Consider the following 25,562-nt stretch of genomic DNA (forward strand, 5'->3'; position numbering starts at 1 on the left):
AACTTCAATTTTTTTTAGTCTGAATTACCCTTAAACTTGAAGGCAGTAGCAATTCTTGTCTGACAATACAGAACATGAATTGAAATTGTACGCATGGGTACGGCAATTCTAGACCAAACAATAAAATCTCGACGCCAAAGTGGCGTCGAGATCACTCAAATAAATATCGATTACTTGTGGGCCTTATGCCCGCTCAATCACCGCAGCAACACCCTGCCCACCAGCAGTACAAACCGATATCAACGCACGCTGTTTTTCGCTCTCATTTAAGAGCTTTGCAGTAACGCCCAATATGCGGGCCCCGGTTGCTGCAAACGGATGACCATAAGCAACACTTGAACCTTTTACATTGAGCTTTTTCGGATCGATCTTACCAAGCACCTTGTCGCGCCCAAGTACCTTACGGTTATAGTTCCGATCAGAGAACGACTTGATCGTGCAAAGAACCTGTGCGGCAAATGCCTCATGCAATTCAAAGAAATCGAAATCGGAAAACGCAAGGTCTTCTTTGCGCAGCATGTTCGAGACAGCTATTGTAGGCGCCATCAGCAGCCCATCGCCTGCGGCAAAATCATTCGCCGAAACGGCACCTGCACGCAAATAGCCCAAAATTGGCAATCCGCGCTCTTTTGCCCACTCCTCGCTCGCCAGCAATACCGCAGCAGCCCCATCAGTGAGTGGTGTCGAGTTGGCAGCCGTCAGAGTGCCGTGGCCTGACTTGCGATCAAATGACGGCTTCAGCGTCGCCATTTTTTCCATTGTTGAATCTGCGCGCACATTGTTATCGCGTACGATGCCAGCGTGCGGAACAATCAAATCATCGTGGAAACCTTCATCATAGGCTTTTGCGGCATTGATATGGCTTTTCCACGCCAACTCATCTTGCTCTTCGCGGGTAACGCCCCACTCACGCGCCATCAATTCGCAATGCTGACCCATTGAAAGGCCGGTGCGCGGCTCAGATGTGGAGGGCGCATTTGGCACCACCTCACCGAACGAGAAACCTTTAAACACGCCAAGCTTTTGGCCAAGCGTTTTTGTGCGGCTCAATTTAATCATGCGTTTTGAAAATTTGGGACCAAATACAATTGGACTGTCGCTAACGCTATCGGCGCCACATGCGATGCCACTTTCAATCTCGCCGCTTGCAATCTTTGCGCCAATCATGAGTGCCGCTTGTAAAGACGTGCCGCAAGCAATTTGTACTGTGGTGCCCGGTGTTGTTGGTGCCAAACCAGCATTCAGCGCGGCCTCGCGCGCAATATTGAAGTCACGCGAATGATTGAGCACCACGCCACCCATGACTTCATCAATATGCTGACCTCTAAGATCTAGCTTGTCGACAAGGCCGGACAAAGCGCCAGACATCATCGATAGGTTGGTCTCTTCCATATAGCCGGTATAAGCGCGACAGAAAGGAATTCGGGCGCTACCAACAATGGCAACGCGTTTAAGTGTTTTATTCGCCATCATATTTCTCCCTTACGCTTTACCGTCTTTGCGCGCTTGCATGGGGCCGCCCAAGAACGGGGCAAATCCAGTGCCAAAGATAACGCCGATGTCAGCCATGTCCGCATTTGCTACGATCTTCTCTTTGACGCAAACCTCGCACTCATCAACAAGCGGCTTCACCAATTCGCGGCCCAATGCCTCAAGGTCTGCGACTTTTGCAGCCTCACCTTTTTGTGGCTTGCCATCTTCCCATTTGTAAAAGCCTTCGCCTGTCTTCCGGCCAAGCTTGCCAGCGGCCACAAGTCCAGAGAATTTGCCACCCTCCTTGACTTCTTGGCCCAGCTCTTCAGCAACCGATTTGCCAACATCAAGCCCAACCACATCCATCAATTCGATTGGACCCATTGGCATACCGAACGCCACGGCCGCTTTATCGATGGTCACAGGGTTTTCACCCTTTTCCACACGCATGACCGCTTGCAGCATATATGGCATCAAAACACGGTTCACGAGGAAACCAGGTGCGCTTTTCACAACTACCGGGCTCTTGCCAATCGCTGTGCAGAAGCTTGCGCCAATCCTCACAATTTCTTCGCTATTGCCCTTTTGCTCAATCACTTCCACTAATGGCAATTGCGCCACCGGATTAAAGAAGTGCAGACCGATCAAACGCGATGGGTCCTTTAAAGCAGATGCGATATTTTCCAATGGAATCGAAGACGTGTTGGTCGCCAAAATCGCGTTTGGTTTCAAGTCCGGCTCAATTGACGAGAACAGTTTTTGCTTGATTTCAAGATTTTCGACAATCGCCTCAATAACCACATCAGCGCGTCCAACACCTTTGCCTTCAGTGTCTGGCGTCAATCGCGCCATCGCTGCCGCCACCAAATTTGGTTTACGCAAACGTTTCTTGAAAAGTGATTTAGCCCGTTTCAATGCTGGCGCAATGCGCTCTAAGTCCAAATCCTGCAACGTCACTTCCATGCCGCGCAAAGCGCACCACGCAGCGATATCACCACCCATGACACCAGCGCCAACAACATGAACACGTGCAAATTTTGGCTTTGGCCCTTTTTGCACACCTTGGGATTTCAATCCTTCAGACAAAAAGAATACGCGACGCAGATTGGCGGCCGTGTCTGTTGCCATCAAAGGTGGAAAATATTCAAGTTCGGCTTTGATCAATGATTTCGGATCATCGCCATGTTTTTCATACATATCGATGAGCTTGTGCGGCGCCGGATAATGCTTCTTGTTCGCCTTTTTGCGCACAGTTTCGCGCATCTTGTTTGCAGTGAAGCCGCGCAAAGGACCCATTGCCATAACACGCTTTGTAAAACCTGCCGGCTCAGATTTGCGCCGCTGCATTACAGCTTTGCGCGCTTCCCAGCGCAATTGATCCTTGTGCTTCACCAACTTGTCGACAAAGCCCATGCCCTTGGCTGCACCGGCACGATAAAACTTGCCGGTTAACATCGCCGTCATTGCAGCAACAGGACCTGCTTGACGAATGGAACGACCAGTACCGCCAAATCCTGGGAAAATCCCCAGTTTCACTTCAGGGAAGCCAATACGGGTTTTGTCGTCATTTACTGCGATGCGATAGTGACAAGCGAGCGCTAACTCAAAGCCACCGCCCAAACAAAAACCGTGAATTCCAGCAACCACCGGCACTTTCAGGTTTTCAATGCGATTGAACACCGCATGTGCACGTTTCAATGCGTCAGGCAAAATTGACGGGTCGCTCATCGCATCAAACTCGCGCACATCGGCGCCAGCAATAAATCCGTTTTCCTTGGCCGACAATAAAACGACGCCAGCAAGTTCATCTGAAGCAACCAAATCTTCAAAACGCAAAGAAAGCGTTTCAAGCTCTGCCATGCACTCGGTGCCCAAAACGTTCACCGGTGATTTTGGCGTATCAATGGTCAGCCAACCAATCTTTTCGAAATCCAGTTCAAAGCGCCAATATTTTAGCTTTGGCATTTTGGGTTGTGCCACGTTCTCGCTCCCCATCTTAAAATTCGTTTCGCGCCGGGTTATTCAGCGGCAATATGTTTGCCATTAGCACCCGAACGGTTCGCTTTTGCAAGTTCATCAGGCGCAAAGTCATCAACCTTGATCACATTGTCGGTTGCTTCATCTGCGGCACGCAACAGACCCGCTTCATTGTGCGAGATGATATCAAGATCAACCGCATCATCAATTGCATCCCGATCCAAACGCCGTGAAATGATGCCTTTTTTCAAAGCCCGTATGAACTTCTTCTCAGCGTCGGCCGCTTCTTCAACCTTCTTCAAGGCATCTTCCAAAACGCCAGTTCGGTCTTCAGGATCGAAGCTAATATAGATATCGCGTGTTAGACGATCACGTTGTTCCGAATGTTTGAGCACTGCTTTCGCCAACCTATAATTTGCTTTGTCGCCAGATGGCTGCGCGTAAGCACCAAAAGGAAACACCAAACGGCGCATTACAAATGTCATTACCGGATTAGGGAAATTCGCAAACACTTTCTGAAAGCTTTCCTCAATCGCTGCAATTCGGTCTTGCACAATTGCTTCAACAATTGGCAGATCTTCTTCGATCGCACCATCATCTTCCCAGCGTTTCAATGTTGTCGACCACAAATAGAGGTCCGACAAAATGTCCGCCATGCGACCCGAAATCATCTGCTTGCGTTTGATGTCACCACCAAGTACCACAACGACCCAGTCGCCAACCAATGCAAAATTCTGCGCATAGCGGTGCAGCTGCTGATAATGCTTTTTAAGTGACCCTTCTGTCGGCGAAGTTGCAAACGCGCCAAGGGTGATATTGTGAAATAATGATCCGCAAATATTGCGCAACATAAACGCAGTATGACCTGCAAAAGCCTCGTCAAATGCCTTCAAGCCTTCTTTGCTATTCTCATTTTGCGCCGCAGCAATTTCACTATAAAGGAACGGATGCGCACGCAATGCACCTTGCGCAAATGTAATCAGCGTACGCGTAAGAATATTTGCACCTTCAACCGTAATGGCAACTGGCACCGCTTGGTATCCAGAGAACAAATAGTTTGCGGGTCCATCACAAATTGCGCGGCCACCGTGAATATCCAATGCATCATTCAACCGATCGCGCATAGCTTCTGTGGTGCGATACTTCAATAGCGCCGAAATAACGGAAGGCTTCTGTCCTTCGTCCACCATTGCCGCAGTCACAGCGCGGGAGCCCTCATACATGTAAGCGTCTTTTACTAGCCGCGACATTGGCTCCGCAACACCTTCCATCATGCCAACAGGAATAGCAAATTGGCGTCGAACACGCGCATAGGCGCTCGTGACACGAAGTGCCTGCTTGATCGATACCGTGCCAATTGCCGGCAATGAAATAGCCCGCCCAGTTGACAAGCACTCCATCAACATACGCCAGCCCTGGCCGCAATAATCTGTGCCGCCAATGATCCAATCAAGCGGGATGAAAACATCTTGGCCGCTGTTTGGACCGTTCATAAATGCTGAGCGTGCTGGGAAGTGACGGCGACCAATATTGACGCCTTTATGGTCGGTCGGGATCAGCGCCAACGTAATGCCGATGTCTTCGCCTTTGCCCAAAAGATTTTCAGGGTCATAAAGATTGAAAGCCAAACCAAGCAGCGTCGCAACAGGTCCAAGCGTAATGTAGCGCTTGTCCCAGCTCAACTTTACCCCAAGAACTTCTTTGCCTTCATGCTCGCCATAGCAAACAACACCCGCGTCGCGCATGCCGGCTGCGTCTGATCCAGCATGTGGACCGGTCAGTGCAAAACAAGGCACTTCTTTACCGCTAGCCAGTCGCTCTAGATATTTGTCTTTTTGAGCAGGCGTACCATATTTCTCTAGCAATTCACCTGGCCCAAGCGAGTTGGGCACCATCACAGAAATACCAGCCGCGATCGAACGTGTTGCGACTTTTGAAACAATCATTGACTGGGCTTGAGCGGAAAAACCAAGCCCACCATGATCTTTGGAAATCAGCATGCCTAGAAACTTGTTCTTTTTCAAAAACTCCCAAACATCGTCTGGCATATCAACACGATTGTGACGGACATCCCAGTCATCAATCATGGCACAAACTTCTTCGACCGGACCATCCATGAAGGCCTGCTCTTCTGCTGTAAGGGTCAGCTTCCGAATGTCGAGAAGTTTGTTCCATTCAGGCTTGCCAGAGAACAACTCAGCATCCCAACCAACTGTGCCTGCATCCAAGGCTTCCTGTTCCGTACTGGAAACTTTCGGGAGGATCTTTTTAACAGCGCGATAGATAGGCGCCGTTAGCACTGCACGTCGGACAACCGGGACGGACAAAAGTACCATCAATATTCCAGGAGCATATAATAATGACCCCAACCCCAGCGGCGCAAAGCCACCGCCAACAACCAACTGCCAAATTGCCGCAAATCCAAGCGCCACCGCGCCCCAGATAATCAAGCGCGCTTCAAACAACGCGAGTGCGAACAATATTACCAAACCAGCCAATATGAGAGTTAGCGCCATCAAATCCTCCTGACGATAGCATTGCCTAATAGACAATAGCCCATGCACCGAATGCTCGGCCAAGCTCAAATTACCATGCCACAGATATACGTTTACGTCAACCTAGTGACCATTTAGGCAATCAATCAATTTACTTAATGTTTTAAGATGTTTAGCAACCACTTGCGAAAACTTTCCACACCCGATCTAGATCAGCGTCGCTTCATTGACGTTAACGTCAATACATGTAATACTTCCTTTCTTGCCGCGAATAGGGACAAGATGAGGGAGAGGGAACTTGAGCACAAAATCAGCAACACACCAACCATATCAGCCATGGCTAAACAATTACCCAGATGGCATCGACTATTTTGCGCCAATAGACACAACACCCGTCCCTGAACGCATTGCACGAGCGGTTAAAACCCATGCGGAACGCGTCGCCCTAGATTTTCTTGGCAAAGAAACAACATACGCTGAACTTGGCGAAGCGATTGACGCCATGGCGGGCGCACTGCAAAAGCAAATGGGTATCAAGAAAGGCGACCGCGTTGCCTTGTTGATGCCAAATACACACTTCTTTCCAATCGCCTATTATGCAGCCCTAAAAATTGGCGCAACAGTTGTAAACTGCAACCCGCTCTATACGGTTTCCGAACTCACACATATTCTAAGCGCATCAGATTCCAAGATCATCATTACGCTCGATCTTGCGCTGACATTTGAAAAAGCAGAAGCGCTCGCGAAAAAGGGCCTGTGCGAAAAGGTAGTGGTCGCCCACTTCCCCAACGCATTGCCGACACTCAAAAAAGTGCTCTATAAGCTGCTAAAAAGCAAGGACTTGTCAAAACCTGACACCTCGTCGATCAAGTCACAGGTTGTGCACTGGGACGATTTAGCGAACGCCAATGATGTTGCCGACAAAGTGGATATCGCCCCGGATGACATGGCAATATTGCAATTCACCGGAGGCACAACTGGATTGCCAAAAGCAGCGGTATTGTCTCATCAAAACATCGCCGCAAACCTGAGCCAAATCGACTTATGGGGACTGGATCTATTCCGTCCTCCGGCGGGTCTAATCGCGGTTTTGCCGTTCTTCCATATTTTTGCAATGACGGTTTGTATGAACACGCCCCTTGTGAGCGGCGTAAAGGTGGTCATGCTACCGCGATATGAAAAACTTCCACTCCTCAAGCTCATTGCACGAACAAAACCAAGTATTTTCCCGGCAGTGCCGACACTCTCGCACGCATTGGCAACCGCGCCTGAACGGGAGAAATATGATATCTCTAGCATCAAAATAGGGATTTCAGGTGGCGCAGCGCTGCCAAGCGAAACCAAAGAGCTATTTGCAAAAGCAACCGGGGGCCGCATCGCTGAGGGTTATGGCTTAACAGAAACAGCCCCAGTGTTGACCTGCTCGCCGCTTTATGCGCCGAACAAAGACAACTCAATCGGCCAACCACTTCCCGGCACGGATGTTCAATTCGTTGATGTTGAAGACCCAAAACGGTTTGTGGGTCCAGGCGAACGCGGTGAACTTGTCGCCAAGGGGCCGCAAGTCATGCCTGGCTACCTTAACAACCCAGAGGCCAACGAAGAGGCGTTTGTTAACGGCTACTTCCGCACGGGTGATGTGGGATATATCGACGAAGATGGGTTCATCTATATCGTTGACCGCATCAAAGATACCATCATCTGCTCGGGCTACAACGTCTACCCGCGCGCAATTGAAGACGCTCTTTATCATCATGATGCGGTTGACGAGTGTAACGTCATTGGCGCACCTGATGAATATCGCGGCGAAGCCCCGATTGCGTTTGTGAAGCTGGTCGACGGTGCAAATGTCACCGAAGAAGAATTGATGACGTTCATCAAGACCTACATTTCAAAAATTGAAATGCCACGCGAAATCATCTTCAAAGACGAACTTCCAAAGACCTTAATCGGCAAGCTGTCGAAAAAGGAATTGCGCGAAGAGTACGCAGAACGCTCAGGCCAGAAGGCAACTTAATGGACAAAATTCTCGCAAAACCGGCCGAAAAAAAACAAGAGCTTTTCTCAATTGCGGAGCTGGCCGACGAGTTTGACATCTCAACGAGAACCATAAGGTTTTACGAGTCCAAAGGGCTTATCACGCCAGACCGGGTAGGCACGACCCGTGTGTTTCGACGCCGGGATCGAACCCGACTTCTGCTTATCTTGCGTGGCAAGCGACTGGGCTTTTCACTCAATGAAATCTCGGACTATTTAGAACTTTACGACGCTGACCAAACGCAAGCGACCCAAACGCAGCATTTGCTGGAACGTGTAAACACAAGACTTGCAATGTTAAGGGCACAAAAGACGGATCTTGAGACGGCCATTGCAGAGCTTGAAGAAATGCAGGGCTACGCAATGGAGCAGCTCAAAAAACAAGCCTAGTCTAAATGGCGCTCCAGCGGTTTTCGGTCACAAATGCGGGCGGCTTGTGATCAAATACATCGACTGTTTCGACCCCTTTGAAAACGTCGCGCCGGATCGACAAGCGGCGATAAGGGGTCATTCCTGTGCGCTTTTCGTGATGCGCCGATTGTGAAACAAAGTAATTGCGCCGGTCGGGCCCGAAATACTCATCCGTTTCATAGTATTTTACGACATTGTTGAGCTGTCGCTTGGCCCGCGTCCGAAGCATGTCAAATGTGCAGGGGAATTGCACAATATCATCAAAGCCGATGCTTATATATTCTGAAAGCTCACTCTTTGAGATTTCCTTAGCCATCAAAATCGCGGGCGAAAACCGGATATCATCATCTCGATACGAGCGCACTGCATGCACGGCAGCGCGAATTTGTTCGATTTGACTACTCTGAGAGAAGAAACAGTAATTGATGTGATGCCGGGAGATTGAGCGCTCCAATGCCTCAAAATCACACACACAGTCAGTTCGCATAAAGCCGATGGTGGCCAGGTTGGCACAAAACGCCTCAGACCAACGCCCATCTGCAGAAAAAACTAACGCACTACATCTGTTCAACATGACCAAATACTTAAAAGTTACATACGAACATTACCAAACACGCCTAAACTTTTAGTAAATTGCTATTCTTATTAATTAACATGTGAACAAGATAAGTATTGACTTGGTTTGGCAAACACCTGTCCCAATATAGTCAGTCTCAAAAGCCGCACCCCCTCTCCACGTAAGGGGACAGTGAGGAGGTGGTGTCGAAGGATCGTCAAAACACCAAAATCACCCCCCAATGGACCTTCTACATGTCACCACGACCAACCAAATCCAACTCATAACATCCAAAAAAAGTGCGATTTGACCAAAACAACAGAATCGGTCATAACGTCAATTACACATTTCGACATAAGTTGGGCGACAGCTCAAAACACCAACAAACGAACAATGCGATGAACAAAGCAGATCAAAAAGACAAAGACCGGCGCGATCGTATTTTGAATGCCGCCGCTGATCTCATCAGTCACTTTGGCTACAACAAAACAACCGTGGCAGACATTGCATCCAAAGCAGGCATATCCAAAGGTGCGGTGTACCTGCATTTCAAATCCAAAGACGAAGTGCTTGAAGCCTTGTTGATCGACGCCACTTATCGTTTTTCAAAACTATGGTTTGAAGCGATCGAGAATGACCCACGCGGCGGCTTGATCTCTCATATGTATCTGAACATGCTCAAAGTGTTAGATGATATCCCATTCATGGCCGTCATCATGCGCAAAGACCCTGGCATTTTGGGAAACTACCTGAAACAGCCAGGCAACTTCTTCGAGCAGCAACAGCATTCCGGCATGCGACATGAATTCATTTCGCTTATGCAACAAGCAGGTGCGGTGCGCAAAGACGTCGACCCAAAGGTCACCGCTCATATCATGGATATTTTTAGCTATGGGCTGGTGGTCATACAAGATTTCAAACCAAAGAGCGAAATCCCAGAAACCGATGCTGTAATCAAAGGCATTGCCGACATGATGGACCGCGCGCTGACGCCACCGGAAGGGGGCAACAGTGAAGCGGGCAAAGCAATACTGCGCCAACTTTATCAAAAGGGTTTGGCCGAATTTGAAACTGCGAAGAACAACCAACGGGACGCAACATGATCACCGTCAACGACCTCAAATATGCATACCCTAGCGCCAATACAGACACCTTACACGGCATCAGTTTTGACATTGAGGAACAAGAAATTTTCGGCTTCCTTGGCCCTTCAGGCTCAGGAAAGTCGACGACGCAAAAAATACTGATTGGGCTACTGCAAAATTATCGCGGCGACATATCTATTCTTGGCAAAGACCGCCAACAGTGGGGCAACGACCTATTTGAAAAGATTGGTGTTTCTTTTGAACTGCCCAATCATTATCTCAAACTCACTGCGCGCGAAAACCTCGAACACTTTGCCGGCTTCTATAGCGGCGAAACGCTCTCCCCCGAAACCGTTTTGGAATGGGTCGACCTCAAGGAGGATGCGGAGAAAAGGGTTTCAGAATTCTCCAAGGGCATGAAAATTCGCCTTAATGTGGCGCGCAGCCTGATCCATCAGCCCAAAATTCTTTTTCTGGACGAACCAACAAGTGGCTTGGACCCAGTGAATGGCAAACGCATCAAGGATCTGGTTTTGCGTTTGCGGGACGAAGGCACCACGGTGTTTATTACCACACACAACATGACGCTAGCGGACCAACTTTGTGATCGCGTGGCGTTTGTTACATCTGGCAACATCTCGGTGATCGACCGACCCGAGAAGCTCAAACAGCAATATGGCAAACGCACAGTTCGGCTAGACACAGCAGATCCAAAAGGCGTCATCTCCAGCGCCGAATTTGAACTTGATGGACTACAAACAAACGAACACTTTGCGCGCGCAATCGCCAAAGCTCATCGCATTGAACACATGCATACCCAAGAAACCACTCTCGATAATATCTTTATTGAGGTGACAGGTCGGGAGCTAACGCAATGACTCGGCTCAGCCAGGCAATTGCAACAGACATACGCATCCAATTTCGCAATGGCCTTTATCATGTTGGCATCATCATATCACTGATCATCGCCATCGCTCTTGCTCAACTAACCTCGCCGCAATCATTGGGCAATGTTGTCCCAGCAGCTATTCTGTTGATTATCGGTGGCACCACGATGCTCTATGTCGCCGGCATGATGATCTTTGAAAAAGACGAGGGAACAATCGCCGCCGCCATTGTTTCACCGCTCACGACCAAGGAGTATTTGGTCGCAAAACTTGTTTCCTTGGTACTGCTTGCAACACTTGAATCGCTTGTATCGATCTATGGCGCAATCGCCATTCACCAGTTTGGCGGCGCAGCAACTTGGCCAAATGCAGCTTGGCTGGTTTTGGGCATTCTAGTGATCGGAATAGTCTTCACGCTCACAGGCATTGCCGTGGTTGCGCGATTCAACAAAATCACTGATTTTCTAATTCCAATGGCGGCCATTTCCGTGGCGATGCAATTGCCATTCTTGTATTTTTGGGGACTGTGGAAGCATCCTGCGCTGTTGATTTTGCCAACAGCCGCACCGACCATGCTCATGGATGCTGCATTTAGACCGCTTGCGATGTGGGAACAATTTTACGCCATTGGTTATTCGATTGCGACTGTGCTTGCACTAGGCCTCTGGGCCCACGCCGCCTTTCAAAAACACATCATTCAGAGAATGGGTTAGGGCCATGACACCATTACTATTGGCAAAAAAAATCACCACCAATGATTTCCGCATCATTGGCCGCGACCATTTCCTGCAGCTCATGTTTGGATTTGTGGTCATAATCGCCCTTTTCTTAAGATTTGCGCTGCCGGCGCTAAACGACAATCTTGCAGCCAACGGATTAATGCCCGGCAGTTTCCACGCAGAACCTTTAAGCAGCTTCTACCCACTTTTGGTCGGGTTTATGGTCGTTTTTCAAGGCGCGCTTTTGTCTGGTGCCATTTACGGTTTTCTGATCTTGGACGAAAAAGAAGACGGAACACTTGTGGCAATGCAAGTGACACCAGTGCCAACCGCAAACTATCTTGGCGTACGCATGTATATTCCTGCGCTAGTAGCTGCAGTAATAGTGTTTGCGCAGCTACATTTCGTTGGAATTGCTGTCCCCCAACTTGCTGATTCAATTGCCATCAGCTTAGGTGCATCACTTGCCGGACCGATCGCCACCTTGGTTTATGCCAATTTTGCCCAAAACAAACTTCAAGGTTTTGCCATTGCTAAGTTTGTCGGCGTTGCGGGGTGGATCATTTTGATCGGCTGGTTTGTCCCTGAACCAGCGCAATGGCTGTTTGGTCTTTTTCCCCCCTTTCTCGTCAGCAAGGCCTATTGGATGGCAATTTCTGGAAATTCGGCCTGGGTTTGGACTTTGATGCTAGGCGTCGCGGCACAACTGGCACTTATTGCATTGCTAGTGCATAGGTTTCGCAGCACGCTTCAACAATAGTGAATTTCCAATTTGTGGGGGGTGGATGGTGGGCGTAACTGGGATTGAACCAGTGACCCCTACAATGTCAATGTAGTGCTCTCCCGCTGAGCTATACGCCCATCCGTGCAATCAAGATTGCTGGGGTGATAGACCATAAAATCCACCTGCGGGTCAATAGGTTTTTGACCAAATTTCTGAATAGATACAGCCAACATTATGCACCCTAGACATAAGTGACCACGCTTTGCATACTCAAGGGCAAGATTAGTGCAATAGGATAAACTGTGCCGCAAAGCCCAACGCAATTAGCCAAGTCAATGATGCTAAAGCAACGCAACAAACTTGCCTGGCCCACGCTAATCGCTTCACTGGTGCTGTTGGGGCTTTTTGCCAGCGCAATTTCTGGGTACTTGAGCGGATTAATGCCGTTGTGGTTTGCCAGCCTTCTCGCATTTTTGGCAATCCATATGGGTTTTGCTGTTGCACACGAAGCGACCCACAAAACCATTTCAAACCGTTCAAATGCTTGGCTCGATCAATTGCTGGGCACGCTTCACGGGTGGCTGCTTATCTATGATTTTCCGACCTTTAAGTTCTTACACCTAAGACACCACGCCAATACCAACGATCCAGAAAACGACCCAGATTATTGGCTGCAAAATGTCTCGATCCCCACTGGCTTCATATTGGGGCTGTTCGTGCCGCTGCACTATTTGCGCATGTTCATCAACGCACACCAAAAACATAGTGTGACAAAAACATTTGCCACTTGGAGCTATATTCGCATCAGCGCATTGATCACCACTTTGCTTGCACTTTTGGTTTTGTTTCCGATTGAAACCTTCTTTCTGTGGCTTGCACCGGCGTCAATCGCATCATCTTTGATCGCCGTCTCGCATCGCATGCTGCACACGATTGAACAAAGCTCTGATCGAAAGAAAACGACACTTATTGTGCGCGGGGAAGAATTCTGGGAGTGGATCGTCAGCCCATTCTTTTGGCTCAACAACCATCACTTCTTGCACCACGAATTTCCAAAATTACCTTGCTACACGCACGAAAGCCTCTTTGCACAAACCAAAGACCAATTGGCAAATGAGGGCGTACAAATCCGCACACTTGGGCGAAGCCCCGCGCCGTTGGTTAAATAATGGAACAAAACCTAGAGAGCGCATTTGCAACAACAACCTGGCACGACACCAAATGTCCGTTGCCAAAAAACTCCGTCTATCGTTCCATCGACGGACGCGCTGAGTTTCAAGCCTATTACGACAAAGTGGTGCATTCCCTTAACGAACCGGTTGCGACCAACTGTTACGACACATCATTTGGTAGTACGCACGTGACAACCATGGGCAATCCAGAGGGCAAGCCAATTCTGATCCTGCCAGGCATGTCAATTCCTGGCCCAATGATGCTCGATTTCTTCGCCTATCTTGCTAAGGACAACTGGCTCATCGCCCCTGACCTAATTGGCCAACCTGGCAGGTCAGCAGATGTTCCATTTTCACCACGCAACAATGCCTATGGCAAATGGGCAATTGAGCTGCTGGACGCGCTGAGCTTATCGCAAGTGAATATCGCCGCGGCCAGTTTCGGTGGATCAATTGGCCTAGAGTTGCTCAAGCTTGCCCCACAACGCGTTCAAAAACAAGCACTTATAGTCGCCGCCGGACTAACACCAAAACTCCCCTATTTTAAGATATACGCTAAGCTGTTTTTCACCTGGATGGCCTATCGTCACTTTCCTAACAAGGCGATTCTGCAAACTATTGCGCGCCCGCTTTCACGGCACCTCACAAGCGACAATCTCGACTATCTGGACATCGTTATTCGCCAAACCGCGTTCTGGCGCCACCACCCCGCCGGTCCGTTTTTTGGAAATGACATGCCAAAAACAATGAAGCCCGTGCTCATCGTCTTTGGCAAAAACGATATCATGTTTCCCTATAAAGAAACGAAGGCACATGCCGAAAAGATTTTGAACATCGGACATGAGTTTGTATTGGAAGAAAGCGCGCACATGCCAGGCGACAAAGAAATGGCCCCGATCCACAAAGAGATCGAGGCCTATTTCAAAAACTAAACTGCTTTGCCAATTTAAGCAGCGAGCAAACGCTCGACTTCATCAACCAAATCTTTCAGGTGGAAAGGTTTAGAAAGCACGGACGCATCTTTTGGTGCTTCACTATCTGGGTTGAGCGCCACCGCAGCAAAACCGGTAATGAACATAACCTTCAGATCTGGATCAAGTTCCGTTGCGCGCCGCGCCAATTCAATACCGTCCATTTCAGGCATAACGATATCTGACAACAACAAAGTAAATGGTTCCTCGCGCAGACGTTCGTAAGCGGACTTGCCATTGTCGAATGCGACAACATCGTAACCAGCATTGCCCAATGCGCGAGTCAAAAACTTGCGCATATCGTTATCATCTTCAGCCAACAAAATTCGACGCATCGAAACAGCCTCTCAAAAAAGCAATCATTTGATTCGGATTCTGCCTGTCAAATCGCCCAAACTCAAGTCAACAATGCGACAATTTATTCCCACCGATCAATTCCTCTTGTTCGGGTAGACTTCACTTCAATTTTTCTGCACACTGTCCGGAGGGGAACGGCGCCGTAAATCACGGAGAACATGTTGCAATCTGACTACTTTAACCGACCAGCTTTTGAAACAATTCGGCCGCGAAACCAAAGAGCGCCATTTGTTTTCAATTCCCCGCACTCTGGCCGAGATTACCCAACGAGATTTGTAAACCAAACACGACTCGACCATCTCAGCATTCGCCAATCTGAGGATGCTTTTGTCGACGAATTGTTTGGCCGCGCGCCCAACTTCGGCGCGCCGCTCCTGCGCGCGCATTTCCCGCGCGCCTATTTGGACGTAAATCGAGAGCCTTATGAGCTTGATCCGACCATGTTCAGTGATCAGCTGCCGGACAATTACAACACCACATCACCTCGCGTCGCGGCGGGCTTGGGCACCATTGCAAAAATTGTTGCAGAAAAGAAAACAATCTATCGGACTAAACTGTCACTTGCCGATGCGCAAATGCGCATCGAGGGTATCTACAAACCCTATCACTCTGCCTTGCAGAACCTTTTAAGCGACACCTTGAGTGCATTTGGCATCGCTGTTTTGATCGATTGCCATTCCATGCCCAACTTAGACAAGCGCGGCAACGCAAGCGCACCAGACATTGTATTGGGTGATCGTTTCGGCTCCACCTGCCATCCTATGATCGCAGACTTGACCGACACTTTATTCACCACCGCTGGCCTCAAAGTTGCAAGAAACCGCCCCTATGCTGGCGGGTTCACCACCAAGACCTATGGCAAGCCGGGTAACAACGTTCACGCACTGCAAATCGAAATCGGTCGCCATCTTTATATGAATGAAGTCACTCTGGAAAAAAATGAGAACTTCATTCATGTGCAACAGCTGATCCAACAACTGATTTCACTTCTTGTTCGCCTTGATCTGCGCGAACTAATTGACCTTCCGCACGCAGCCGAATAATCAATACATCACTGATTTTAGTTTTTTTCGAAAAAGGGGCCGCCCGAAGCGGCCCTAGTCAAGGGAGGAAACGTCAGCAGCTCAAAGCAGAATAGGCTGAGCTGCCAATGCATCATGCATCTACTGGGGTGAACTGATTTGCCCCGAAATGCAAGCCATCAAGCCGCAACAATACAAGCAATTACAGAAGTTGTTGCCAAAATGACTCTATCCAAAACCTACAATTTTTCTGTAAACATTCTCTAAAGAATACCCAAACATCAACAAAACCAGTAAGTTGACAACACAAAATGGCAGAATTCTCAATGAATACAACTGAAACCGTAGATTTCGATTTAATTCACAGAATTTTGCTCGAAGCGTCTCAAAAAGCGCAAGACGTTACGCTTAAATACTTCCGTAAAACTATCGATATTGAGAATAAACTGCAAAAGGGTTTTGACCCTGTCACCGCCGCAGACAAGGAAGCAGAATTGGCGATCCGTGCTGTTATCACGGAATATTTCCCAGATCATAACATTTCTGGCGAGGAATGGGAGGACAAAGAAACGAACAGTCCGTTCCGCTGGATAATCGACCCGATTGACGGCACACGTGCATTCATTTGCGGCCTACCCGTTTGGGGCACGCTGATTGCGCTGACCTATGAAGGCAAGTCTGTCGCCGGCTTGATGAGCCAGCCACATATTGGCGAAGATTTCATCGGACTGCCTCAAAAATCGCTTCTCAACCGCCAAGGCTTAGAAATACAGCTAAAAACCAGCACAATTACTGAACTATCTGCTGCAAACATCTTCACCACATCTCCACGCATCTTTCTGCTCGACAAATCACTTGCTGCCTATGACGCTCTTGAGGACAAAGTGAAACTGGCGCGATATGGACTAGATTGCTACGCCTACGCCATGGTTGCTTTAGGTCACGGTGAATTGGTGGTTGAAGAGGGTCTAAAGAGCGTTGATATCGCTGCAATGATCCCGATCATTGAACAAGCTGGTGGCATCGTCACCACTTGGTCCGGAAAGCAAGCGACAGAAGGCGGCCAGGTCATTGCTGCGGCAAACAAACATATCCATGAAGCCGCGCTCGACATCCTGTCGCCAGCGGCAACAGACTAAACAGCTCTGACAAACTAGAAGCTTTTGGTTTGCTCGGTGATAAATGCATCGAACGCTGCAAGTGCCTGAGCGCGAATAGCATCCGTCTCCATAAAAATTTCATGTCGCGCATTTGGCAATACCGCATGGCGGCCAATCCGCATGCTAATGCCCAATTGCTCAATTGCCGGCGTTGAAACCACGCTGTCTGACGCCGCTGCAAGCATCAAAACGGGCAATCGCACTTCTGAAGGAAATTCACTCGTGTTGGCCCGCATCATTGCTTTAAACGAAGCTGCGCCCCACCCAATGGTCGGCGCTGCAATTTCCAAATCTGGCCGGTGATCAAGCGTTTTGACCATCCGCATATACCGCCCGTGGTCTGAGGTTATGTCATTCCCTGGAAAGGTTGCTTCACTCGGGTGCGGAAAATCCCAAGGATTAAGCGGCAAACGCCCAAGTCCAAGATATTTCCCAACGCCAAGCACGGTTGCGGCTGTAGAAAGGCTAAGGCCAGTATCCACTGAAACCATCGGCGCACTCAAAAACACGCGATCAAACATCAAACGATCACGCGTTGACGCCAACAGCGAAACCAAACCGCCCATTGAATGGCCAACCAAGAAATAAGGAGGCGGACAATCTGGCAGCAATATTTCGGCATGAAAATCGACAAGATCCAAGACATAGTCTTCAAAGTCTTCAACATATCCAAGCTTTGGGTTCGCAATTAGCCGATCTGAACCACCCTGCCCTCGCCAATCAAACGTCGCCACTTGAAATCCACGACTTTGAAAATCAACAATCGTTTCGAAATACTTTTCAATATATTCAGTGCGCCCCTGCACCAAACAAACTGTCCCACGCTTTTTCTGCCCCAAAGCGGGGAACAAAGCATAGCGCAACCGGACATTATCTTGCGTGACAAAATAACCAGCCCGCGCCCCTTCTGGCACAGGATTTGAGGGAATATTTGCAAGTTCGGGTCCATCCATCTGAGAGACCGAAGAGGGTTTGGCAACCAAAGACATGAACACCGCCACAAACAAAGAGAATAATTGTCTCCCCACTTAGTAATTCACCACGCACAAAAAAACCAGCAATCCAAAAAATGAATTGCTGGCCTTTTGGGGTGGGATGCCATGCGGGGGGCGGATGATGACATCCCGTTAGGTTGATTTGATGTGACGCTGGTTGAAGTGATCAGACTTTTCTTAGCGCCACATTCAAATAGATACCAAAGCGCGACTGAACCAATTCCGAAACCCTCATTCATATTCAGTTCATTTGGATATTTTTCCGCATTCCAACCTCTTGAACGACGAAAATTGCGCACAATATTAAGGTTATCGGTCGCCACTGAAGGGGCCGATTTGAACTGTCGCCGCATATGTCGGGGCATTCAATTCTGAATAGAACAAAAGCATGTTGCTCAAAGGAGAATATGTAATGCAAAATCTAGATCTATCACCATTCTATCGCTCAACCGTCGGTTTTGACCGCTTGTTTTCACTTCTTGACGACCAAGTGCCGCAAGAAGCAAACGCGTTCCCGCCATATAATATTGAGCGAACAGGCGACGACACTTATCGTATCTCGATGGCCGTTGCAGGTTTCTCCGAATCTGACATCGTGATTGAGACAAAAGAAAACGCGATTAGCGTTAAAGGCGCCAAATCAACATCAACTACCGAACAGAAACGTGAATTTCTGCATCGCGGCATTGCTGAACGATCATTTGAACGTCGGTTCCAATTGGCGGACCATGTAGAAGTTCAGGGCGCAAACCTAGAAAATGGTTTGTTGCATATTGATCTGGTACGCGAGCTTCCAGAAAGCAAACGACCACGCAAGATTGCGATTGGAACAGCCAAATCAAATGAAACAAAGACTATTGAAAGCGATGTAAAGAACTAATTCGCAACTACATCAATTGCTTCAATAGTATCAAAAACTATACAGCCCTTGAGCGAGTTTATTTCAGATTACTACGCTCAAGGGCAACATTTACATTCTAGATATTCTCGTCCACTGCGACAAAAAAACTTACCCCACCACCTTGCCCTCCCGCGAAATTTCTGGCAATCTCCCGATCAAAATAGGACAGCAATATTGTCCATTATAAAACACCGCGACGCCCATATCTGATTTGTGATAATCAGGATGCGGCGTTGAACGCGTGTCATACGCCGCTGGTAAGGCGCTAGGGGAGAGCTCAAAAACGAGCTCGCGAAGTTGAACGGCAACAATTCAATTTGACCGTTCTTTTGAAAATTGTTTGCGCAACGTCGCAACGAGCCGTTCGTGGTATTCCAACGAACGACCCGAGCGTAACGACCTGACCCAATTTTTGGCTCATTCGAGCTGATTGGGCGTAATTTTGAAGGAGGGGCTTATGGCCAACAGCATGACAACATTGATGGGGAGCACATCAATGACCGCTACATCCGCTTACAACGGTCGTCCCGCCAAACAGGGTCTATATGATCCTGCCAACGAACATGACGCCTGTGGTCTTGGTTTTATTGCGAATATTGACAACACAAAGACCCACGAAATCGTGCAAAATGGGTTGGATATTCTTATCAACCTTACTCACCGTGGTGCGGTTGGTGCCGATCCACTCATGGGTGACGGCGCCGGTATGCTGGTGCAAATTCCGCACGCATTTTTTGCCAAATCAGTTGATTTTGAGCTGCCAAGCCAAGGCGAATATGCTGTCGCAATGTTGTTCTATCCAAACAACAAAGAGCTTAAAGAGAAATGCGCGAAGAAACTTGCTGAATGCCTAAAGAAAGAGGGCATTGAGCTGCTTGGCACGCGTGAAGTGCCAACTGATAACTCCTGCCTATCCGAAGGCGTAATTGGCACCCAGCCAATTATTGAACAAGTTTTCGTGGCACGCCCCGACGGCATGGACACAGACACGTTTGAAACAAAGCTCTTGATTACGCGCAAGGTCATTTCAAACTCGATCTATGCAGCGCTACCTGAAGCGGACAATGACAATGGCTTTTACGTCGTTTCGTTCTCAGCGCGCACCGTTGTTTATAAAGGTATGTTTTTGGCCAACCAGCTTGGCCCATTCTACCCTGACTTAGGCGACGAAGATTTCACATCAGCGCTTGCCCTCGTGCACCAGCGCTTTTCAACCAACACGTTCCCATCTTGGAAACTGGCGCACCCCTATCGCTTCGTCGCACACAACGGTGAAATCAACACCATTCGCGGCAACGTGAACTGGATGGCAGCGCGTCAGGCATCAGTTTCATCTGAACGCTTTGGCGATGACATCGAGAAAATCTGGCCCATTTCATATGAAGGTCAGTCAGATACCGCATGTTTTGATAATGCGCTCGAATTCTTGGTGCGTGGTGGCTACGACTTGCCACATGCAGCAATGATGATGGTGCCACAGGCATGGGCGGGTAACCCGCTAATGAATGAAGAGCGCCGTGCGTTCTACGAGTATCACGCTGCTATTATGGAGCCATGGGATGGCCCTGCGGCCCTAACCATGACAGATGGTCGCCGGATCGCGGCAACGCTTGATCGAAATGGCCTGCGCCCAGCGCGTTATTGCGTCACTAAAGGCGGCCAAATCATTCTTGCATCGGAATCTGGTGTTTTGGATATTCCAGAAGATCAAATCGTTGAGAAGTGGCGCTTGCAGCCAGGCAAAATGCTGCTTGTGGATCTTGAAGCAGGAAAAATCATTTCTGACGACGAGATCAAATCAAAGCTCGCGCAGAAAAACCCTTATCAAAAATGGTTGGGCCGCACACAGATCGTGCTTGAGGATGTGCCTGCAGTTGATCGTCACCCAATCAAACCATCAGAAACCCTTCTAGATCGCCAGCAAGCGTTTGGCTATACAACAGAAGACATCAAGTTTTTGATGACACCTATGGCAACAACTGGTCAAGAAGCCGTTGGTTCCATGGGTACGGACACGCCAATTTCGGCGCTCAGCGACAAGTCGAAACTGCTCTATAGCTATTTCAAACAGAACTTTGCGCAGGTAACAAACCCGCCAATCGACCCGATCCGCGAAGAAAGCGTGATGAGCCTGATCTCGTTCATCGGCCCACGCCCGAACCTGTTTGACCTAGAAGGTCTATCGACTCAAAAGCGTTTGGAAGTGCGTCAACCGATCTTGACCAACGAAGATTTGGAGAAGATCCGCACAATCGGCAATATTGGCGACAACCAGTTCCTCACAGAAACCATCGACATTACCTATGCGGCTGAAAAAGGCGCAGACTGGATGGAAATGGCACTTGAGACCATTTGCGACCGCGCCGAAAGCGCTGTTCGCTTGGGCCTCAACATTATTGTTCTGTCAGATCGTTTGCTTAGCCACGATCGGATCGCCATCCCGGCGCTTCTGGCAACGGCAGCTGTTCACCACCACCTGATCCGCAAAGGCCTGCGCACGTCATGTGGCTTGGTGGTCGAAACTGGCGAAGCACGTGAAGTACATCACTTCGCTGTTCTCGCTGGCTATGGCGCAGAAGCGATCAACCCATATTTGGCGTTCGAAACCATTGCAGCGCTCCAGGCTGAAGGGCAATTCCCACCAGAAGTTGATGAGCATGAGTGCGTTGAGCGCTACATCAAATCAATCGGCAAGGGCCTGCTTAAGGTTATGTCCAAGATGGGCATCTCCACGTTCCAATCCTATTGTGGCGCACAGATCTTTGACGCAGTTGGTCTATCAACCGAGTTTGTTGAGAAGTTCTTCTTTGGTACAGGCACCTCAATCGAGGGCGTTGGTCTTAATGAAGTGGCCCGTGAAACTGTAGAGCGTCACGTCCAAGCATTTGGTGATGATGCCGTGCTTGCAAACTCTTTGGACGTTGGCGGCGAATATCAATACCGCATTCGCGGCGAGGCACATGCTTGGTCGCCAAACGCGATTGCCGACCTGCAACACGCCGTAAGAACTGCAGAGCAGTCTCCTCAATCCGCACAAGCGAAATATGATGCCTTCGCGCAAGCCGTGAATGATGCATCTGACCAGCTTTTGACCATCCGCTCTTTGTTTGAGTTCAAGCCATTAGGCGAGCCGGTTGATATCTCAGAAGTTGAGCCAGCGACAGAAATCGTAAAGCGCTTTTCAACCGGCGCTATGTCATTTGGCTCGATCAGCCGCGAAGCACACACTTCCCTTGCAATTGCAATGAACCAGATCGGCGGCAAGTCAAACACTGGTGAAGGTGGTGAAGAGCCAGATCGCTACAACCCATTGCCAGATGGTTCACGCAACCCTGAGCGTTCCGCAATCAAACAAGTAGCTTCGGGCCGTTTTGGCGTGACCACCGACTATTTGGTGAATGCAGACATGATCCAAATTAAGGTGGCCCAAGGTGCAAAACCTGGCGAAGGCGGGCAATTGCCGGGCCATAAGGTAGATGCTGTCATCGCCCAGACACGGCATTCAACACCGGGTGTCGGACTGATTTCTCCACCACCGCACCACGACATTTATTCAATCGAAGATTTGGCACAGCTGATCTACGATTTGAAAAACGTTAACGAAAAAGCTGACATCTCTGTGAAGCTCGTTTCGGAGTTAGGTGTCGGCACCGTTGCGGCTGGCGTTGCAAAAGCGCACGCGGACCACATCACGATCTCTGGTTTTGATGGCGGTACCGGCGCATCACCACTTACGTCGCTCAAGCACGCAGGATCCCCTTGGGAAATCGGCTTGGCTGAAACCCACCAAACGCTTGTGCTGAACCGTTTGCGTTCGCGCGTGGCGTTGCAAGTGGACGGCGGCTTTAAAACTGGTCGTGACGTTTTGGTTGGCGCTCTGCTTGGTGCAGACGAGTTCGGCTTTGCGACTGCACCACTTATTGCGGCAGGTTGCTTGATGATGCGCAAGTGTCACCTCAACACGTGCCCTGTGGGCATTGCAACACAAGACCCTGTTTTACGCAAACGCTTCAAAGGCACACCCGAGCACGTTGTGAACTACTTCTTCTATGTAGCTGAAGAATTGCGCCAGCTCATGGCTCAATTGGGCGCGCGCACAATCAACGAATTGGTTGGTCGCTCTGATCTATTGGCACAGAAGAAAACTGAAGGTCACTGGAAAGCACAAGGTGTGGACGTCACCAAACTGTTCCACAAGCCTGAGCTTGTAGGCGACGACACTTACTACCACTCACAAGTGCAAGATCATGAGTTGGAAGAAGTGCTTGATCGCACAATGATCAAGAAAGCAAAACCTGCACTTGAAAAAGGTGAGGCGGTCAAATTTGATATCGACATCAAATCTAAAAACCGCTCAGCTGGTGCAATGCTTTCGGGCGCAGTTGCTGCGAAATATGGTCTTGAGGGTCTGCCTGAAGATACTATTGCGGTGAACCTGAAGGGTATTGCGGGCCAAGCCTTCGGTGCGTTCCTAATGAACGGCGTCAGCTTTGACCTTGTCGGCGAAGCCAACGACTATGTAGGCAAGGGCCTATCTGGCGGTCGCATTGTTGTGCGCCCTCCTGAAAACACAAACATTGTGCCTGAAAACGCAATCATTGTCGGCAACACAGTGCTTTATGGCGCGGTTTCTGGCGAATGTTATTTCCGCGGCATTGCGGGCGAACGCTTTGCTGTGCGCAACTCAGGTGCAGTCGCGGTTGTCGAGGGCACAGGCGACCACGGTTGTGAATATATGACCGGCGGTATCGTTGTTGTTATCGGCGAAACAGGTCGCAATTTTGCGGCCGGCATGTCCGGCGGCGTTGCATATGTGCTTGATGAAGACCAAACCTTCCGCTCACGTTGCAACTTAGCAATGGTGGATATCGAGCCTGTTCTTGAAGAAGAAGAGCTGATGCGCGAACACCACCACCATGGTGGAGACATCGAGTGGCATGGTCGCGTTGATATTTCTGGCGACATGACCAAACACGATGATGAGCGTCTATATCAGCTGATTTCAAACCACTTGCACTACACTGGTTCAACACGCGCCAAGGACATTCTTGACGACTGGGAAAACTATCGTGGCAAGTTTGTAAAAGTTATGCCGGTCGAATATCGCCGCGCCATCCTCGAGATGGAACAGCAAAAAAGCCAGCAATCTTCGGCAAAAGCGTAAGGGAGAAAGCAAATGGGTAAGCACACAGGTTTTCTCGAAATTGATCGTCAAGAAGCACGGTATGAGCCAGCATCTGATCGCATTCGTCACTATAACGAATTTGCAGTACCGCTAACCGAAGGCGAAATTGTTCGCCAAGCTTCTCGATGCATGGATTGCGGCATTCCCTATTGCCATGGCGATACTGGCTGTCCAGTGAACAACCAAATTCCTGATTGGAACGATTTGGTCTATCAACGCGATTGGGAACGCGCTGCCATCAATCTGCATTCAACTAACAATTTTCCTGAGTTTACGGGCCGCATTTGCCCTGCACCATGTGAAGAGGCATGTACGCTAAACTTGGAAGATCAACCGGTGACCATCAAGACGGTCGAGCAAACCATCGCTGACCGCGCAATCAAAAACGGTTGGATTAAGCCGCAAGTGCCTGAGACCAAAACGGGCAAAAAAGTTGCCATCGTCGGTTCTGGGCCTGCAGGGCTCGCCGCCGCCCAGCAACTGGCAAGAGCTGGCCACGACGTGCACGTATTTGAACGTGAAGCGAAAGCTGGTGGCCTGTTGCGTTATGGCATTCCCGATTTCAAAATGGAAAAAAGTCATATCGACTTCCGCGTTGAGCAAATGGAAGCTGAAGGCGTGACGTTCCACTACAATGAAAATATCGGTGTGACACGCACGGTCGAAAACCTAAAGAAAAACCACGACGCTGTTTTGCTATGTGGCGGTTCTGAGCATCCGCGTGATCCAGGTTGCGAAGGTGAGACCCTAATTGGCGTGCATTACGCTATGCCGTACCTCGTGCAACAAAATAAGCGCAATGGCGGCGAAGACGTTGAAGGCCTCGACCCCATCTTAGCCACTGGCAAAAAAGTTGTCGTGATTGGCGGCGGAGACACTGCATCTGACTGCGTTGGTACAGCATTCCGCCAAGGCGCAGTGTCTGTTACCCAGCTTGATATCCGTCCACAACCTCCAGAAAAAGAGGACAAACTCACCTCTTGGCCAAACTGGGCAATCAAAATGCGCACTTCGTCGTCGCAAGCTGAAGGCGCAAACCGTGAGTTCCAGGCGGCAACGCTTGAGATCATGGGCGACAAAATGGGCCACGTAAACGGCGTGAAATGCTCACGTGTGGATGAAAAGCGTCAACCAGTTGAAGGCGGCGAGTTCATCCTAAGGGCAGATCTTGTTTTGATGGCGATTGGCTTCGCGCATCCAATTTTTGAAGGCATGCTCGAAGAGCTAGGTGCCGACCTCGACCCACGCAAAAACCTGTTTGCCGACACCATGTCATATAAAACAAGCGTCGAGGGCGTATACGCAGCAGGCGATATGCGACGTGGCCAGTCCTTGGTTGTTTGGGCAATTCGCGAGGGCCGTCAGGCAGCACGCTCAATCGACTTTGACCTAATGGGAAAAACAAGTCTGCCGCGCTGAACCCACAATCAGCGCA

At 49.3% G+C, this 25,562-nt stretch carries 19 protein-coding genes and 1 tRNA gene; 13 read left to right on the forward strand and 7 right to left on the reverse strand.

Annotation, left to right across the window (positions count from 1 at the left end; translation table 11 throughout):
• Positions 1 to 183: 183 nt before the first annotated feature.
• Genes QQL65_RS02810 through QQL65_RS02820 form a run of 3 tightly spaced genes read right to left on the reverse strand, consistent with a single transcriptional unit; the run spans position 184 to position 5,966 of the window.
• Positions 184 to 1,473: an acetyl-CoA C-acetyltransferase gene (locus tag QQL65_RS02810; RefSeq protein ID WP_284361878.1), complete on the reverse strand. Its 1,290-nt coding sequence runs from the start codon at positions 1,471 to 1,473 to the stop codon at positions 184 to 186.
• 9 nt (positions 1,474 to 1,482) lie between these two features.
• Positions 1,483 to 3,453 (reverse strand): 3-hydroxyacyl-CoA dehydrogenase NAD-binding domain-containing protein, encoded by a 1,971-nt coding sequence (locus QQL65_RS02815; RefSeq protein ID WP_284361879.1) that lies wholly within the window; start codon positions 3,451 to 3,453, stop codon positions 1,483 to 1,485.
• A 38-nt stretch (positions 3,454 to 3,491) separates the two neighbouring features.
• Complete coding sequence (locus QQL65_RS02820) at positions 3,492 to 5,966, reverse strand: acyl-CoA dehydrogenase (RefSeq protein ID WP_284361880.1); 2,475 nt, start codon at positions 5,964 to 5,966, stop codon at positions 3,492 to 3,494.
• A 277-nt stretch (positions 5,967 to 6,243) separates the two neighbouring features.
• On the opposite strand from QQL65_RS02820, the gene QQL65_RS02825 reads away from it, so the two are divergent.
• Complete coding sequence (locus QQL65_RS02825; RefSeq protein WP_284361882.1) at positions 6,244 to 7,962, forward strand: long-chain-fatty-acid--CoA ligase; 1,719 nt, start codon at positions 6,244 to 6,246, stop codon at positions 7,960 to 7,962.
• Positions 7,962 to 8,372, forward strand: coding sequence for a MerR family transcriptional regulator (locus QQL65_RS02830; RefSeq protein WP_284361884.1), 411 nt, complete (start codon positions 7,962 to 7,964; stop codon positions 8,370 to 8,372). The genes QQL65_RS02825 and QQL65_RS02830 overlap by 1 nt, the downstream gene beginning before the upstream one ends.
• A 1-nt stretch (position 8,373) precedes the next feature.
• Here the strand turns inward: QQL65_RS02830 and QQL65_RS02835 are convergent, their stop codons facing one another.
• Positions 8,374 to 8,967, reverse strand: coding sequence for a hypothetical protein (locus tag QQL65_RS02835; protein WP_284361886.1), 594 nt, complete (start codon positions 8,965 to 8,967; stop codon positions 8,374 to 8,376).
• 380 nt (positions 8,968 to 9,347) lie between these two features.
• Between QQL65_RS02835 and QQL65_RS02840 the strand changes: the two genes are divergently transcribed.
• From QQL65_RS02840 to QQL65_RS02855, 4 genes are read left to right on the forward strand one after another with little or no spacing between them, the layout of a single operon-like run.
• Positions 9,348 to 10,052, forward strand: a complete 705-nt coding sequence (locus QQL65_RS02840) for a TetR/AcrR family transcriptional regulator (protein WP_284361889.1) — start codon at positions 9,348 to 9,350, stop codon at positions 10,050 to 10,052.
• Positions 10,049 to 10,912, forward strand: coding sequence for an ABC transporter ATP-binding protein (locus tag QQL65_RS02845; RefSeq protein ID WP_284361891.1), 864 nt, complete (start codon positions 10,049 to 10,051; stop codon positions 10,910 to 10,912). The genes QQL65_RS02840 and QQL65_RS02845 overlap by 4 nt, the downstream gene beginning before the upstream one ends.
• On the forward strand, positions 10,909 to 11,634 hold the full coding sequence (locus QQL65_RS02850) for a fluoroquinolone export ABC transporter permease subunit (protein WP_284361892.1): 726 nt from the start codon (positions 10,909 to 10,911) through the stop codon (positions 11,632 to 11,634). Before QQL65_RS02845 ends, QQL65_RS02850 begins: the two co-directional genes overlap by 4 nt.
• Before the next feature lie 4 nt (positions 11,635 to 11,638).
• Positions 11,639 to 12,400: a hypothetical protein gene (locus QQL65_RS02855; RefSeq protein WP_284361895.1), complete on the forward strand. Its 762-nt coding sequence runs from the start codon at positions 11,639 to 11,641 to the stop codon at positions 12,398 to 12,400.
• 26 nt (positions 12,401 to 12,426) lie between these two features.
• Here QQL65_RS02855 and QQL65_RS02860 read toward each other — a convergent pair.
• Positions 12,427 to 12,501 (reverse strand) — tRNA-Val (locus tag QQL65_RS02860).
• Between the two features lie 198 nt (positions 12,502 to 12,699).
• Here QQL65_RS02860 and QQL65_RS02865 point away from each other — a divergent pair.
• Positions 12,700 to 13,533: a fatty acid desaturase gene (locus tag QQL65_RS02865; RefSeq protein WP_284361896.1), complete on the forward strand. Its 834-nt coding sequence runs from the start codon at positions 12,700 to 12,702 to the stop codon at positions 13,531 to 13,533.
• The gene (locus QQL65_RS02870) at positions 13,533 to 14,468 is read left to right on the forward strand and encodes an alpha/beta fold hydrolase (RefSeq protein ID WP_284361897.1); all 936 of its coding nucleotides are present in this window, start codon (positions 13,533 to 13,535) and stop codon (positions 14,466 to 14,468) included. The genes QQL65_RS02865 and QQL65_RS02870 overlap by 1 nt, the downstream gene beginning before the upstream one ends.
• Positions 14,469 to 14,482: 14 nt before the next feature.
• Here QQL65_RS02870 and cpdR read toward each other — a convergent pair whose 3' ends face one another.
• Positions 14,483 to 14,842 carry a cell cycle two-component system response regulator CpdR gene (gene cpdR, locus QQL65_RS02875; protein ID WP_284361900.1) on the reverse strand — a complete coding sequence of 120 codons (360 nt, stop codon included), beginning with the start codon at positions 14,840 to 14,842 and terminating at the stop codon, positions 14,483 to 14,485.
• 180 nt (positions 14,843 to 15,022) lie between these two features.
• Here cpdR and QQL65_RS02880 point away from each other — a divergent pair, with 180 nt between their 5' ends.
• Positions 15,023 to 15,907 carry an N-formylglutamate amidohydrolase gene (locus tag QQL65_RS02880; RefSeq protein WP_284361901.1) on the forward strand — a complete coding sequence of 295 codons (885 nt, stop codon included), beginning with the start codon at positions 15,023 to 15,025 and terminating at the stop codon, positions 15,905 to 15,907.
• A gap of 290 nt (positions 15,908 to 16,197) precedes the next feature.
• Complete coding sequence (hisN, locus tag QQL65_RS02885; protein WP_284361902.1) at positions 16,198 to 17,025, forward strand: histidinol-phosphatase; 828 nt, start codon at positions 16,198 to 16,200, stop codon at positions 17,023 to 17,025.
• Between the two features lie 14 nt (positions 17,026 to 17,039).
• Here hisN and QQL65_RS02890 read toward each other — a convergent pair whose 3' ends face one another.
• Entirely contained in the window at positions 17,040 to 18,035 is a 996-nt protein-coding gene (locus tag QQL65_RS02890) for an alpha/beta fold hydrolase (RefSeq protein ID WP_284361903.1), read from the reverse strand.
• Positions 18,036 to 18,453: 418 nt separating this feature from the next.
• Here QQL65_RS02890 and QQL65_RS02895 point away from each other — a divergent pair, with 418 nt between their 5' ends.
• The 3 genes from QQL65_RS02895 to QQL65_RS02905 all read left to right on the forward strand — a co-directional run bounded on the left by QQL65_RS02895 (position 18,454) and on the right by QQL65_RS02905 (position 25,546).
• Positions 18,454 to 18,921: an Hsp20 family protein gene (locus tag QQL65_RS02895; RefSeq protein ID WP_284361904.1), complete on the forward strand. Its 468-nt coding sequence runs from the start codon at positions 18,454 to 18,456 to the stop codon at positions 18,919 to 18,921.
• A gap of 490 nt (positions 18,922 to 19,411) precedes the next feature.
• Positions 19,412 to 24,106: a glutamate synthase large subunit gene (gene gltB / locus QQL65_RS02900; RefSeq protein WP_379863137.1), complete on the forward strand. Its 4,695-nt coding sequence runs from the start codon at positions 19,412 to 19,414 to the stop codon at positions 24,104 to 24,106.
• A 12-nt stretch (positions 24,107 to 24,118) separates the two neighbouring features.
• A complete protein-coding gene (locus tag QQL65_RS02905; RefSeq protein WP_284361907.1) occupies positions 24,119 to 25,546 on the forward strand; it encodes a glutamate synthase subunit beta in 1,428 nt (475 codons plus the stop codon).
• Positions 25,547 to 25,562 lie beyond the last annotated feature (16 nt).

Origin of the sequence: Maritalea porphyrae (assembly GCF_030159895.1) — a bacterium.
GTDB classification, from domain to species: domain Bacteria; phylum Pseudomonadota; class Alphaproteobacteria; order Rhizobiales; family Devosiaceae; genus Maritalea; species Maritalea porphyrae.

Coding starts and splice junctions, on each gene's coding strand:
- QQL65_RS02810 (WP_284361878.1), bottom strand. CDS start 1,473: ATGATGGCGAATAAAACACTTAAACGCGTTGCCATTGTTGGTAGCGCC.
- QQL65_RS02820 (WP_284361880.1), bottom strand. CDS start 5,966: ATGGCGCTAACTCTCATATTGGCTGGTTTGGTAATATTGTTCGCACTC.
- QQL65_RS02830 (WP_284361884.1), top strand. CDS start 7,962: ATGGACAAAATTCTCGCAAAACCGGCCGAAAAAAAACAAGAGCTTTTC.
- QQL65_RS02835 (WP_284361886.1), bottom strand. CDS start 8,967: ATGTTGAACAGATGTAGTGCGTTAGTTTTTTCTGCAGATGGGCGTTGG.
- QQL65_RS02840 (WP_284361889.1), top strand. CDS start 9,348: ATGAACAAAGCAGATCAAAAAGACAAAGACCGGCGCGATCGTATTTTG.
- QQL65_RS02845 (WP_284361891.1), top strand. CDS start 10,049: ATGATCACCGTCAACGACCTCAAATATGCATACCCTAGCGCCAATACA.
- QQL65_RS02850 (WP_284361892.1), top strand. CDS start 10,909: ATGACTCGGCTCAGCCAGGCAATTGCAACAGACATACGCATCCAATTT.
- QQL65_RS02855 (WP_284361895.1), top strand. CDS start 11,639: ATGACACCATTACTATTGGCAAAAAAAATCACCACCAATGATTTCCGC.
- QQL65_RS02865 (WP_284361896.1), top strand. CDS start 12,700: ATGATGCTAAAGCAACGCAACAAACTTGCCTGGCCCACGCTAATCGCT.
- QQL65_RS02870 (WP_284361897.1), top strand. CDS start 13,533: ATGGAACAAAACCTAGAGAGCGCATTTGCAACAACAACCTGGCACGAC.
- cpdR (WP_284361900.1), bottom strand. CDS start 14,842: ATGCGTCGAATTTTGTTGGCTGAAGATGATAACGATATGCGCAAGTTT.
- QQL65_RS02880 (WP_284361901.1), top strand. CDS start 15,023: ATGTTGCAATCTGACTACTTTAACCGACCAGCTTTTGAAACAATTCGG.
- hisN (WP_284361902.1), top strand. CDS start 16,198: ATGGCAGAATTCTCAATGAATACAACTGAAACCGTAGATTTCGATTTA.
- QQL65_RS02890 (WP_284361903.1), bottom strand. CDS start 18,035: ATGTCTTTGGTTGCCAAACCCTCTTCGGTCTCTCAGATGGATGGACCC.
- QQL65_RS02895 (WP_284361904.1), top strand. CDS start 18,454: ATGCAAAATCTAGATCTATCACCATTCTATCGCTCAACCGTCGGTTTT.
- gltB (WP_379863137.1), top strand. CDS start 19,412: ATGACAACATTGATGGGGAGCACATCAATGACCGCTACATCCGCTTAC.
- QQL65_RS02905 (WP_284361907.1), top strand. CDS start 24,119: ATGGGTAAGCACACAGGTTTTCTCGAAATTGATCGTCAAGAAGCACGG.